The organism is Paenibacillus sp. FSL R5-0341, assembly GCF_037975235.1.
GTDB classification, from domain to species: domain Bacteria; phylum Bacillota; class Bacilli; order Paenibacillales; family Paenibacillaceae; genus Paenibacillus; species Paenibacillus amylolyticus_A.
Genome location: NZ_CP150241.1, coordinates 5827387 through 5841776, shown reverse-complemented (window position 1 = coordinate 5841776; position 14390 = coordinate 5827387). Strand labels below are relative to the sequence as shown.

At 47.9% G+C, this 14390-nt stretch carries 8 protein-coding genes; all 8 read left to right on the top strand.

Annotated features, from left to right (window positions below):
• Nucleotides 1–63 precede the first annotated feature (63 nt).
• Nucleotides 64–1266, top strand: a complete 1203-nt coding sequence (gene metK / locus MKX75_RS26350; protein WP_339167435.1) for a methionine adenosyltransferase — start codon at nucleotides 64–66, stop codon at nucleotides 1264–1266.
• A gap of 191 nt (nucleotides 1267–1457) precedes the next feature.
• Nucleotides 1458–5168, top strand: coding sequence for a SwmB domain-containing protein (locus MKX75_RS26345; RefSeq protein ID WP_339167434.1), 3711 nt, complete (start codon nucleotides 1458–1460; stop codon nucleotides 5166–5168).
• Between the two features lie 107 nt (nucleotides 5169–5275).
• Nucleotides 5276–6355 (top strand): stalk domain-containing protein, encoded by a 1080-nt coding sequence (locus MKX75_RS26340; protein WP_339167433.1) that lies wholly within the window; start codon nucleotides 5276–5278, stop codon nucleotides 6353–6355.
• A 231-nt stretch (nucleotides 6356–6586) separates the two neighbouring features.
• Entirely contained in the window at nucleotides 6587–9301 is a 2715-nt protein-coding gene (locus tag MKX75_RS26335; protein WP_339167432.1) for a stalk domain-containing protein, read from the top strand.
• A gap of 47 nt (nucleotides 9302–9348) precedes the next feature.
• Nucleotides 9349–10509 carry a sensor histidine kinase gene (locus MKX75_RS26330; RefSeq protein WP_062836988.1) on the top strand — a complete coding sequence of 387 codons (1161 nt, stop codon included), beginning with the start codon at nucleotides 9349–9351 and terminating at the stop codon, nucleotides 10507–10509.
• 7 nt (nucleotides 10510–10516) lie between these two features.
• On the top strand, nucleotides 10517–11239 hold the full coding sequence (locus tag MKX75_RS26325) for a response regulator transcription factor (RefSeq protein WP_026081439.1): 723 nt from the start codon (nucleotides 10517–10519) through the stop codon (nucleotides 11237–11239).
• A gap of 329 nt (nucleotides 11240–11568) precedes the next feature.
• On the top strand, nucleotides 11569–11994 hold the full coding sequence (locus MKX75_RS26320; protein ID WP_175623752.1) for a hypothetical protein: 426 nt from the start codon (nucleotides 11569–11571) through the stop codon (nucleotides 11992–11994).
• A 1059-nt stretch (nucleotides 11995–13053) separates the two neighbouring features.
• Complete coding sequence (locus MKX75_RS26315; protein WP_339167430.1) at nucleotides 13054–14307, top strand: helicase-related protein; 1254 nt, start codon at nucleotides 13054–13056, stop codon at nucleotides 14305–14307.
• Nucleotides 14308–14390: the final 83 nt, after the last annotated feature.

Below are 14390 nucleotides of genomic sequence, written 5' to 3'. Positions count from 1 at the left end.
GAATCGCTGTCATGTTTTGTTCGGGCAATCGCCATACTACTAGTTATGGGAGGTTGAAACTTCATGTCTGTTAAAGGCCGGCATCTATTTACATCGGAGTCTGTAACCGAAGGACATCCGGATAAAATCTGCGATCAGATCTCAGACGCCGTATTGGACGCGTTTCTTGCAAACGACCCCAATGCTCGCGTAGCTTGCGAAGTTTCCGTAGCCACAGGCTTAGTGCTTGTCATTGGTGAAATCAGTTCAGCTTCTGAATACGTGGACATTCCGTCCATCGTTCGTAATACAATTAAGGATATTGGCTACACACGTGCCAAGTTCGGTTTTGATTATAACACTTGTGCAGTGCTGACTTCTCTGAATGAGCAGTCCGCTGATATTGCCCAAGGCGTTAATGCAGCGCTTGAGAACCGTGACCCGGAACAAGTCGCTCGTGAAACAGAAAACATTGGTGCAGGTGACCAAGGTCTGATGTTCGGTTTTGCCACGAACGAAACACCTGAACTCATGCCTTTGCCAATCGCTCTGTCCCACCGTATCGCACGCCGTCTGGCGGAAGTGCGTAAGAACGGTACATTGGAATATCTTCGTCCGGATGGTAAAACGCAAGTAACGATTGAATACGACGGTGACAAGCCGGTACGTGTGGATACAATCGTTGTGTCTACTCAGCATGCTGAAGAGACTACGCTGGAGCAGATCCAAAAAGACATCAAAGAACATGTCATCTTGCCTGTCGTTCCAGCGGAATTGCTGGATGAGCAGACTAAATATTTCATTAACCCAACAGGACGTTTCGTTATTGGCGGACCTCAGGGAGATGCAGGCCTTACTGGACGTAAAATCATTGTAGATACCTACGGCGGTTATGCACGTCACGGCGGTGGTGCGTTCTCTGGTAAAGATCCAACAAAAGTAGACCGCTCTGCAGCCTATGCGGCTCGTTACGTAGCGAAAAACCTTGTAGCTGCTGGTCTTGCAGACAAGGTGGAAATCCAACTTGCTTATGCGATTGGTGTAGCCAACCCGGTATCGATCAACGTGGATACATACGGAACTGGCAAAGTCAGCGAAGAGACATTGGTTGAGCTTGTGCGTAACAACTTCGATCTTCGTCCGGCTGGCATCATTCGTATGCTGGATCTGCGTCGCCCAATCTACAAACAGACAGCTGCTTACGGTCACTTCGGCCGTACAGATCTGGATGTACCTTGGGAGCAAGTGGACAAAGTGGACCTTTTGAAAACTCAAGCAGGTCTGTAATTAGCTAACGTTATATGGTCATCCAATGAAGCCCTTGATTCCGCTATGGAATCAGGGGCTTTTTGCATCTTTTTACAAAATAAAACACCATACATTTCCATTTTATTAATTGAAAATCTCTCTTTGACCGACATAAATATAGAGGTCTGTATATCAGACAATTAGGAAATTGAGATAAGGGGGAAGGTCGGGTGTTTGTGAAAAAAATGGCCCGCAAGGGATTGGCTAGTCTTATGATTTTGATGTTAGTCACTCAAGGGATACTCGCCGGATGGGTAGGAGTAGAATCCGCGTATGCCGCCGATGAGTTGACGGGGAAAGGGATTAATACAACGTCCCCTGCTGTGAACGAACAACAGGCAAGTGGATCAGCACCACTAACGATTGATTTTATTAAGCCAGTAAAGAAAATCGACACTTCTACAGAGGAAATCTCTGTACACCGAGTTCAGGATGACTCGATCGTAACAAGAGTTCCCGTAACGAATGCAGCTGTAACTGTCGTTGCAGATGATGCTGCTATTGATGCATATTTGGGGAAACGTGTGGAAATCCAGCTTCCTACAGCTCTGCCTGGAGGTTCATTCTATGTTAGGATTGGCAGTCAGTCTTTCATATATGGGGACGGTCAACCGGTTGAAGGATTGAACAAAGAGTGGACATTCCGTACAGCAGGAGTTAGCACAGCTCGATTAACAGCGCAGGCACCTCTTAATGCGGCATCCAATGTGTCTCCTTCAGCCAATATCCAGCTTACGTACGATCGGGCAATGAAGGTCGGTGCAGGCAAGCTTCAGATCTATAGTGGCAGTACATTATTGGAAGAAATCGATGCCAATTCAACCCGAATTAGTTTCAACACGGCGAGAACAACGGTGACGATTGATCCAGTGAACAATTGGGCGAATAACAGCACGATTTACATAGCAGTACCGGAAGGGTTTTTGCGTGATGACCTGAACAATGATACGGGAGCCATTCAGCGAACGACATGGGGGTTCAATGTGATATCCGATCCCACTGCATTAACCGTATCCACCCTGTCTCCTGCAAACGGAGCAACAGGCGTATCACTCACGAATGAGTTTACGTTGACATTCAACAAAGACCTGGACCGGAATTTTGCAAGTTCAGCTACGGTTAAGAATGCAAACGGCGGGATTGTGGCTTCGACGACATTAATTAGTACGTCCAACCCGAGACAGTTGCGCATCATCCCGCAAACGACTCTGACAAGCAACACAACGTATACGATTGATATTCCTGCGAATGTGTTCCGGGATCAGACGGGAAATCTGTTCACTGGTCTGAATGGAGCCACATCGTGGACCTTTAGAACGTTGACCGTAGATACAACACCACCTGTACTGAAAACAGCCAAAATGTACAGCAATACGATCATTCGATTAACGTATGATGAGTTGCTCTCCAGCCTTGATCCGTTTGCTTCCAGCTTCACAGTGACGGTTAACGGAGAGAACCGGAATGTAAGTTCTTCCTATGTTTCTGGAGACAGTGTGTATGTTGTTCTGGATACAGGTGTAGCTGTAGGACAGGTTGTCCGCATTGCCTATGCACCGGGAACAGGAACACGTAAAATTCAGGATTTGTCTCTTAACGCGGCTCCAGCATTCGGAGCGAGAGATGTAGAGAACAGTCTCGATTCCATTATGTCGAAACCACGTGAAGGCACAGCTTATTACAATACAATCAGTCTGTATTATCCTGAGACCGTTTATATCAACTCCAGTGATGCGGTGAGACAATTCAGTGTTACAGCAGACGGATCAGCGGTGGGCATCAGCAGTATGTCCACCAATAACAGTTCGTTGGTAACGCTCAATCTCAGTCGTTCCATCCAGAATGGTGAAGTTGTACAAGTATCCTATGCGCCAGGAACATGGCCAGTGAAAGACAGTCGTGGTCAAGCTCTCGCTGGATTCAACGGGTTCTATGTACGAAACAGTATTGATACGAAACCACCTGAGTTCAAGAGTGCAGAAGTAAGTGGTACGACGATGTGGATCAGATATAATGAGCCGCTGAGCCGGACGAACAAACCACTCAAGAGCCAATATTCGGTATTGGTAGATGGTAAAGCCGTATTTGTCAATGATTCCGAGATTGAGGATGATATGATTACATTGACGCTAGCCAACACAGTTGCCAGTACTCAAAACGTAACCTTTTCTTATGTGCCAGGCACCCTGCGGTTAACCGATCTAAACAACAATCCTGCAGGATACGTTAATCTGGCTCCAGTAAAATATACGTTTGGTAACGGGAAAATATTGTCGGCTACTCTTCAAGGGGACAAAATATATATTAACTTCCGAGATGCGCTTCAGGCTCAGACGGCTCTAACTGCTTCGCAGTTCAGTGTGCAGCTTGGAGGAACAACAACGAATGTTCTGAACGCTTCGATATCGGGTTCAATCGTGACACTTAATCTTTCGAATTCGGCAACAGCAGGACAGACAGGTACGGTTAGCTATACTCCGGGAGCAGTTCCTTTGCGTGATGCGTTGAACAACACCATTGCTGCTTTTGGGCCGCTTCCCCTGCAACAAAATGGTAGCAGCTCGACAGGCAACCAGACGAACAGCCGTCCTTCTTGGCTTACAGAACAAGACTCTTCAAGTTATGGACAAGCTCTGCTTGTAATGAGCACGGATACGGCAGCTACAGCTTCCATGATGTCGCGCAACAATCGCTCTACTCGTCAATTCAATGTAGACGGGGCCAAGCTTTTGCAGGCCTTCCAGTACGCAACAACGTCTGGCAAAACAACACAACCTGTTGTATTAGAAGTCCCTGCCAGCGAATCGTCGGCATATGTAGGGTTCCCGCTGAATACATTGGCTCAGGTTGCATCGAGTAACCGTACAGGTTCAATCGGTGTGAAATATGGTGACCGTCTGTGGATGGTTCCATTATCCAATCTGAATGTATCCGCAATGAGTCAAGCTGTAGGAGGGAATACAACCAATACAGATACCTCATACTTCTACGTACAGGTGGAGACGGTTCCTGTCTCCAGTTCAGGAACGATCGACGGAATGCTGGCGGTTGCTGGAGCACAGAAACTTGGTAATGTTACAGACATCTACCTCTCTGCGTTTAGTGGAAATACGAATCAACGGGTGGAACAAAATATCAAAAGCCAGCTCGCGATGCAGTTGCCTGTAAACACACCTACAGCGACTTCCGGGTTTACGTATATTGATCCGACTACACTGATTCTGGCGAATGTGCCACATACGTTTGCGAGTGCAACAGGAGGTGTGGTCGTTAAAGGACAACTGAACGGTAACCAGACTATAGTGCCTGTCACTCATGCTGTGAGCTATCAGGATACCTCCAGTCACTGGGCAGGTGCAGTCATCAAAGAGTTGTCGTCCAAATGGATCATTGGGGCTACGAACGGCTCCTATTACGGACCCAATCAGAAAATAACGCGTGCCGAGTTTGCCGAATTGGTAGCCAAAGGTCTTGGTTTGAAAGGAGATCAGACTGCTGCGCGTCGTTTCCGTGATATTCGTGGTGGTGATCTGACCAGTGCCTACATTGGTGCCGCGGCAGAAGCCGGGATTATTACAGGCAACACGGACGGTACATTCAAACCAGAAAGTGAAATCACTCGTGAACAAATGGCCCTTATGATGGTTCGGGCGATGAATTACGGTGGCAAAACAGTTTCGCTTCAATCCTCCGCTACTTCGACGTTATCCAAATTCAAGGATAGCAATAAGATTCAGTCCAAGGATTCTGTTGCCAAAGCGGTGCAGGAGGGAATTATTCAAGGCATGACAGCGAGAACATTCGAACCCCAAGGGAACGCGACTCGCGCTCAGGCAGCAGTCATGTTGAAACGGGTTTTGGACAAGTTGGAATATCTGTAATAGTAATTAGCTCTTTATCTTAGTGAAGCGAAATCGATCAGGGGAATAAGTTCAACTGATTGGTTTCGCTTTTTTATATCATAAGTCATGAATTTCATGGATAGAGGGTGTATGTTCCGTTTCGAGAGTTTATTCAACTAATGGGGTACCGGGCAGATTACTCAATAGAAAGTCGTGAAATTTTTGCTAGAACGGATCATTCGGAAATATATTTTGTACCTGATGTAGGATACTTTGATGATAAGGAAGGATATGTTGAGTTGGAAAAACCAGGTATATTAATTGATGAGAAATTCTATCTTCCTATTCGATTTGCTGCTTGGTATACAAAACATTCGGTGGCCTATGATCGAAAAACAAATACCGCGCGAATGGTGGAGTACGGCTATGGTCAAGAACAAGTGATACTCGATCTAGTGAAAACTTATGATAGAGCCTTTACTGTAAAACTATTAGCTTCAGACCATATACAGAGATCTTATCTGACTGATAGTAAGATTGCACCCCAAGTTAGCGAAATCCCTGATCGAATCTACAATGTTGATATAACAAGCATTACATACGAATCTGCAAACCAGGCATTATTGTATGTTACATATATTCGTAATAATCAGGTAATGGACGACCAACATGAGATCGTATTTCGAATTATAAAGGAGAACAATCAGTGGAAAATACTTCAGGATCGATATCTTTCCAGTAATACTACGCTTCCAGAAGATATCGATAAATCTGTACATACGATAAAAGAGAATTTTAATGAGAAGCAACAAAATGTCCTATCTGACCTCAGGCAATATTATAGAGCGTTTAATCAGAAAGACTTTGATCTAACGTATAAATATACTTCGCCATTTGATATTGAACGAATGAACGCAAATGCAGTTGATGAATGGAGAACATGGGAGCACATTACAAGAGCTTCCTTTGAGTATGGAGACACTACGTATCATATGTCTAATGAACGAGTCGTGTTTCTTGGGGAGAAGCAAGCTGTTGTTCATGCAACCTTGGAATGGAGCTACATCTCAGAGAACATAGAGCAGAACCATTCTATATATGAGGCGCTGATCTACCTTGATTACGCCAACGGGCACTGGAATTATAGTTATGATCATGACATTAGTGTGAACGAAGAGGACCCCAATCGAATGTTACCCGAAATTCATTTCCCAGAGCCTGATTGAAAATCTAACGAATATCAGTATACAGATAAATTCCCATGTATGAGTAGCTGATTCCATACATGGGTTTCTTTTTGCCAAGAATACCCTCAAAGTTAGCTAGGGGCGTAACTTTTTCCACAAAAAGCAGTCTATTAATAGAAGAGTATACTAGAGATCTCGCTATCTGCTGCCTGCTTGGCAGTGTTCGTGATGTCTAAGATTGATATACAAGATGGGAGAGACGTTTCAGACATGCTGGGGAAACAGCTGGAAGACGTTAAGGGCAGTAAGGTGAAGAAATGGGCGATTGTAACGCTGGCGGGTGTGATCTGGATTGCACCGGTGATGAGCACAGGCGGACAGATGTGGTCAGGTACTTCGTGGCAATCAGTAGCCGCAGCAGCATCTACGAATACAAGCAAGTTAAGTGAAGAAATTCTGACTTCGGGTGCGAAGCTCATGAAATACAGATATACAACAACACGTTCCGGTTCCAAGGTCAACGTACTGGCGGATGTAATCCAGGTGGATCTGCAAAACCCGTATGTAAAGCTGGATGTGATGACAGGCAAGGGCGGTAATCTGAACAGCAAACAGAGCACAGGTGCTATGGCTAAGGAAAATGGTGCAGTAGCCGCTGTGAACGGTGATTACTTCAATGTATCCGGAGAGCTCGCGCCGATTGGTGGACAGGTCTCCGATGGCGTACTGGTTTCCACACCTTCCGAACTTTCAGGTATGTATGCCCTCACGGTGACCAAGGATGGCAAGCCGATGATCGACGAGTATTCCTTTGATGGGACTGTAAAGGCGCAGGATGGTTCAACCTTTGTTTTGCGTGGGATAAATAAAGAGGATTATACGGTAGAGTCTGGTACGGTGAAATATAGTCATGCCAACTCGATGTATATTTATACACCTGCATGGACCTCCACCAAACGTCCGAATGACCCTTCCACAACGCCGACAGAGGTTCTCGTGCAGAATGGAGTCATTACGCAAATCTCGGATAAAAAAGCGTTAAACATGACGGTGCCGCAGGATGGGTACATTTTGCGTGCACATGGAACAGCGGCGACATGGATCATGAGCCATCTATCCGTTGGCCAAACCTTGAATGCGGATTACAAACTGAAAGCCAAAACAACCGGGCAATCGATCGATCCAAGTAATCTGGAGATGATGATTGGCGGTCATACCATTTTGGTGAATGGTGGTAAGGCAGCTTCCTTTTCCCGTGATATCGCTGCGTCCGGCATTGGTGGTATTCGTGCAAGAACGGCAGTAGGATACTCTCAGGATGGTCGGTATGTCTACATCATTGCAGCGGAGAAGAACAGTAACAGCAGCGGGATGTCGCTAACGGAACTTCAATCCTTTATGACCAGTGTGGGTGTCTGGAAAGGCATGAACCTGGACGGAGGCGGCTCCACAACCATGGTAACACGTCCGTTAGGTGAGCAAACCGCTGGTCTGACGTTCAACACAGAGTATGGCACCGAGCAACGTCAGGTTGTAAACACGCTGGGTGTGTTCTCTACGGCACCTGTAGGTAAACTGAAGGGCTTTGCCGTGAGCGGCAGCCAAACGTTGCTAGTGGGGCAAGAGGGCAAGTACACAGCCAAAGGATATGATACCTACTACAACCCGATTGCAACAGGCGATATCAGCATGTCCTGGAAGTCCAGCAACAACGGCATCGTAAGTGTCAGCAACGGCACGATCAAAGGCGTGAAGCCAGGCACAGCAACCCTGACGGCAACGAGCAATGGAGCTTCATCTTCTATTAAAGTATCGGTACTGGGTGGAAGTGAACTGGCTTCCCTGACTGCAGGATCAGGTCTCGGTTCGCTCAAGGCGGGCACAACGATGTCCATTCCGGTAACGGCAACAACGAAGAGCGGACAAAGTGTTACGGTTCCGGCGGACTCGCTGACATGGGAATTTATCGGGTTCAAAGGTAAAGTGACTGCTGACCAATTAACCGTATCTTCCGTCAATTCTGGTGCACAAGTGGGATATGCGATTGGTCGTTATGATGGTTACAGCACAGTCGTGGTCCTCTCGGCTTCTGCAAGCGAAACGATCTGGGAGAACTTCGAGAACGTGAATTATCCGATTAACTTCACGACGAACGCAGCGGGTGTAACTGGTTCAGCAACCGTTACTGCAGGAACAGGTGAGAAAGCCGGTTCCAATGTACTGCAACTCGGTTATGATATGACAGCTGGAACAGGCAAAATGTACGCTTATGCACAACTGAATGGTTCTACTGGCAGAGAGGTATCTGCTGCAGCTACATCGATGTCGATGGATGTTATGGGAGATAAGAGCCTGAACTGGCTGCGCGCTGAATTCACGGATGCCAATGGCAAAACGGTATATGCCGATCTCGCCAAGGCGATTGACTGGAACGGTTGGAAGAAGCTGAGCGTAGATCTGAACGGACTGAACATCGCCTATCCGGCGAAGCTGAAGCGGGTCTATGTGGTGAACGTGGAGGAAGGTCAGGATGAGCGTGCGAAGACAGGTACGGTTGCTTTTGACAATATCGCATTCACGATGCCTTCCAAGTCCAGTGAAGTTGGGTTGCCTACGGGTACAGCCTCGCTTGTGCTCGGACAGAAATCGATGACGGTGAATGGAACGAAAAAAGCAATTGATGCAGCACCGGTACTGAAAAATGGTACGACGTATGTGCCAATCAAGCATGTTTTGGACGCTTTTGGTGGTCAGGCAAGTTGGGATAGCAAAAATCAGCGGATCACGGTATTACGGGGTGGCAAGCTGATTGATCTGGTTGTAGGACAGAAAGAATTCATTCTGAATGGTAAAAGACAGAGCGCAACAGTTGCACCATACGTAACGGGTGGTAGGACTTTAGTCCCGCTTAGACTCGTTTCCGAGCAACTTGGACTGACTGTAAAATGGGAACAGAAAACGAAGACCGTTACCATCTCATCGTGATATGGTATGATATATACCGGAAACGATAGAAATGGAGTCGAACAAACGTGGATTTACAAGCCGATGCCATAGACCGCGTCATTAAAAACGCCATACAAGTCATGGAAAACAGCAAATATCAAATGTTCGAGATCATGGACGCGACTCGCGATGAGCTGAAAACACTCAACGAGGAGTTAAAGTCGGTGCTGAAGGAGACGGCGGAAACGATCGAGAAAGTAGATCAATTGGAGCTGAACTACCGCCGTTCCCGGATCCGGCTGACCGAGGTTAGCCGTGACTTTGTCCGTTATTCCGAGCATGATATCAAGCAGGCGTATGAGAAAGCAACACAGCTGCAGCTGGATCTGATGATTTATCGTGAGAAGGAAATGTATCTGAAGGCCCGTCGGGATGACCTACAGAAGCGTGCCAAAAATGTGGAAGCTTCTGTGGAGCGTGCCGAGACCATCGGTTCGCAGATGGGTGTTGTACTCGAATACCTGTCAGGTGAACTGGGTCAAGTGACCCGGATCATCGAATCTGCCAAAAATCGACAAATGATTGGTTTGAAAATAATTTTGGCCCAGGAAGAAGAGCGGAAACGTATTGCTCGTGAGATTCATGACGGGCCTGCGCAGATGCTCGCCAATCTAGTGCTTAGGACGGAAATTGTAGAAAGAATGCTCATTAAGCAGGATTTTAAGATGGTCCAGGCCGAAATAGTAGATTTGAAAGGCCAGGTTCGTTCCAGTCTTGAAGAAATGAGAAAAGTTATTTTCAATCTGCGTCCTATGGCACTGGATGATCTGGGACTGATTCCAACGCTTCGGAAGTACGTGCAGGATTTTGAGGTAAAAACGAAAATCCGGTCGCTTTTTGAAACAAGAGGTAAAGAACACCGTTTATCTTCTGCGATGGAGGCAGCGATCTACCGCCTCGTGCAGGAAGGTCTGTCGAATGCTGCAAAGCATGCTTATCCCACTTATGTTGTAGTGGAAATTACATACCAGGCTCAGCTCGTCAAGATTGTCGTTCAGGACAATGGGCTTGGGTTCAAACCGGAGCTTCTTGCGAAGAAAAGCAAGGATCATAGCCACTTCGGTCTGATTGGGATGAGAGAGCGGGTTGAACTGTTAGAAGGAAGAATAGAGATTGAATCCGGAGAAAATCAAGGAACCAAAATAGTGATTCATATCCCGACAAACGTGGATAAGGGAAAGGAGTAGCAGGATGATGGAAAACCGTGATACTGGTAAAGCGTCAATTAAAGTTCTATTGGCTGATGATCATCAGCTGTTCCGTGAGGGACTGAAACGCATTTTAAATATGGAGGACGACATTGAGGTCATCGGCGAATGCGGCGATGGTATTCAAGTGCTCGAATTCTGCAACCAGGATAAACCTGATATCGTGTTGATGGACATTAACATGCCGATCGAAAACGGGGTTGAGGCAACAGAGAAATTGCGTGAGCTGTTCCCTGATGTCAAAGTGATTATCCTGTCCATTCATGATGATGAAAGTTATGTATTTGAGACGCTTCGTAAAGGGGCTAACGGATACTTGCTGAAAGATATGGAGGCCGAGTCTCTGATCAATGCGATTCGTTCCGTGCATGAAGGACATGCGTTTATACACCCGAAAGTAACCGGCAAACTGATCATGCAGCTGCGTCGTATGACGTATCTTAATGAAACAGGGGCAATGAGTGAAGGAGCTTCGAAGGAAGCCGGTGTTAAATTTGTCGCTGGCGACAATAACCCGCTCACACGTCGTGAGGCTGAAGTACTGCGTTTGATGGCAGAAGGTAAGAGCAATAAGATGATTGGTGAATTCCTGTTCATCAGTGAAAAAACAGTAAAAAACCATGTCAGCAGTATTCTGCAGAAGATGGAAGTAGACGACCGTACACAAGCTGTTATCAATTCGATCAAATATGGTTGGGTTACGCTCTAATACCTTATTTCTTTATAAAGCAGTATTTATATCGTAAGTCAGTCCATTGGTTGGTTCAACCTTGATGAAGTATAGATTGGTGTTCACTCGCGCCCTTTCCAGAATGTTGGATTGGTCTGCGGGTTAATGGACTTTATCACTGCAAATGAGCAAAGTGTAAGGTTGTGCGGAACATATGTTCAAGCTTAGGCGTGAATGAATGACCTGGCCTGTCTTTCTTCGTCCGGTGTCGATCAGAATGGAATATGAGTGATGGGAAATGCAAGTGTAACCCTTCAGGAAGTACAGCATATACTTGTTGTATACAGGGATGTTCGCCATGGGTGAGCATGACCTTCCGAGGAGGTGCAGTTGCCATGGTTGCTCATCTGACTATGATTCTGCTCATATACTTCCTGGCGGCAATGGCCGTTCATGCCATGCACCAGCGCCATCTTTCCCGTCCGGAATCTGAAGGTTTCGAGCAGATTCTGCTCATCCCTTCCAATCAGGCAGGGCGGATCGAAGGCATTGTAAGAGAACTTTGCCGGGAATTATTATACCGTGGAAAGAGCTTCAGACTAACCGTTGTCGCTGATCGTACAGAAGCGGAAACGATTACGATTATTGAAAAGCTTATGCAAAGGCAAGGATTGGAGACATCCTATCTGCCTGCTGTCCCTGCTGATATTGAACGGGTAGCGCAGACCGATCACACGTTTCGCCTGATTGATTTGCGCGAGTCAGAGCATAAATCATCATGTGAACGGAAATAGGATTAGCATTTCGCAGATCTACAGTGAAAAGATTACAGCAGAAGCTGTAGTCTTTTTTTGTAATTGTAGCCAAGTCTGCTTTTAAATTAAAAATGGGTTTTTATGCAATCTATGGTTATTGTCTGGGTACGATGAGTTCTTGATCACAGAAATAAGATTTTCGAAGTCAGAACTCTTAATTTAAAAGTATAGACGAACCAGATTGGAAAAAGTTTCGCAATTTTAAAGAAAGATTCTGGTTATTAGCAGAATTGTATGATGCATGACGAACCTTGTGATGTAGAGATTCAATTGGTATAGTAATGAGTAGATTAATCATACGCAAGATTGAATAGGACATGAAGCACATGCTCCGGCGAACAGCCGGGTTGGCATGTGCTTTTTTTGCGTTCGGGAGAAAGTAGGTTGGAGGGAGGAGAGTAAATGAAAGTTGCCTTATATGTGTGTCGTGTAGGGGAAGGGTGGAGCATGGCCTTGTCTCTCGATATTCGAGTGGACGTAACTTGGTGGCTAGAGGGCGGAAGTGGTCGGCATGTGCTGCGCTGGTTGTTCTTAGATGCGGTGGTGCCTTTAAGTCAGGCATCTTGGTTGGTTGAGCATTTTGAGATGGAGCGGGGCATGGATCACTGGGGTGAGCGCGAATGGCAGAGCTATCTTGCGCGGAAGCTGGATGTATATGAACTGGCTTCGGGGGAAGTTGAGGCGCGAGAAGGTATAGCGGGCAAAGCGGGGAGTGGTGCTGAGCATCGCATTCAGGTAGGCGGGATGCCCGAGCCGTATCCCGCCGGGCAGTGGGCTCAGCTGGAGCGGGACGCGGCCCTGCTGGCTGAGCGGATCAGCGGCCGCCAACTACTGGCGGCCGAGGCGGAGGCGTTGCTGGCGAATACCGCCCAGCCGCCTAGGGAGTGGCGCGCGGCTGCACAGCTCGCGCGCTTGCACGGGCGGCTGAGTATCACAGCCGCCCTCGAAGGGCCCGCCACGCGCCGCCGGCACGCGTGGCTTGGACGCGCGCGGAGCGCGCCCCGCTGCCACCGTTGTGGCAGCGAAGCTAGGCAGCGCGTGCCCTGCGCTGCCTGCGGCCTGGCGGCGTGCGCCTACTGCGAGGCTTGCCTCGCGCTGGGGCGCAGCCGTGCCTGTGCGCTGCTGCTACGCAGTGCAGCGCAAGGGGCCGTGCCACGACGCGGCGAAGCACCGCGTGGCACGGCCTTGGCCCCCACCGGCGGCGGGCTCGCCCGGTGGGGGCTTAGCGCAGCGCAGAGCGCGGCAGCAGCCGCGGCGCTTGCGTTTTTGGCCCGGCCACCCGCAGGGGATGGGCCGGGGCGGTTCTTGCTGTGGGCCGTGACCGGGGCCGGCAAGACCGAGATGATTTTCCCGCTGCTCCAACATACATTGGATCGTCGTGGACGAGCTTTGGTCGCCACGCCACGCAGGGATGTGGTGCTGGAACTGGCTCCACGTCTGGCCAAAGCTTTTCCGGATACATCGCTCGCTACTCTTTACGGAGGCAGCGACGAACGCTGGAAAGACGCGCAGCTCACGCTTGCGACCACGCATCAATTGATGCGTTTTTATCAGGGATTTGATCTCGTCATTATCGATGAACTGGATGCTTTTCCGTATCACAACGATCCCATGCTCGCTCACGCGGCGGCATCTTCTTGTAAACCAGAGGGGAATTTCGTCTATCTGTCTGCTACACCGCCAGCTCGGCTACAGAGGGAAGCAGCGCAAGGTAAACTCACTCATGCCAAAGTCCCGGTACGTTTCCACCGTCATCCTTTGCCCGTACCAAGACTGATCAAGATGGTTACCGTTGCTGAATGTATTAAGAAACGAAATCTTCCTTCTGCCTTGAAGACTAACATCCAGATTTCATTGGAGCGTGACGCCCAGGTATTTGTGTTTGTGACACGTATTGCCCAAATTGAGGCGTTTGTGAATCTGATGCGTCGTACCTTTCCTGGGATCCATATCGAAGGAACTTCATCTCAGGACCCTGATCGTGCTAACAAAGTTACTGCCTTTCGTGATCGCGACATTCGTTTGCTCGTAACGACAACGATTCTGGAGCGTGGCGTGACCATTCCGCGCAGCGATGTCTTCATATTGGATGCAGACAATGGTCTCTTTGATGAAGCTTCACTGGTCCAGATGGCAGGTAGAGCAGGACGTTCCATGGATGACCCGGCGGGTAGAGTGGTTTTTGCATCATCTCGTCGGACACGTTCTCAGGTGAAGGCCGTTGCACAGATCCGGAAAATGAATACCATCGCTCGTCGCAAAGGTTATCTGCACCCACCATCCCAAACCTAATTGTCATCTGCTAAGTTCGGTTCCACATTTCATATTACATTCCCGAGACTGGAGGTATGCCCCCTATGTCCAACTGGCTCAGT

Bases quoted from the DNA above. Each gene is read 5' to 3' on its own strand.
- metK (WP_339167435.1), top strand. From the start codon at position 64: ATGTCTGTTAAAGGCCGGCATCTATTTACATCGGAGTCTGTAACCGAA.
- MKX75_RS26325 (WP_026081439.1), top strand. From the start codon at position 10,517: ATGGAAAACCGTGATACTGGTAAAGCGTCAATTAAAGTTCTATTGGCT.
- MKX75_RS26320 (WP_175623752.1), top strand. From the start codon at position 11,569: ATGACCTTCCGAGGAGGTGCAGTTGCCATGGTTGCTCATCTGACTATG.
- MKX75_RS26335 (WP_339167432.1), top strand. From the start codon at position 6,587: ATGCTGGGGAAACAGCTGGAAGACGTTAAGGGCAGTAAGGTGAAGAAA.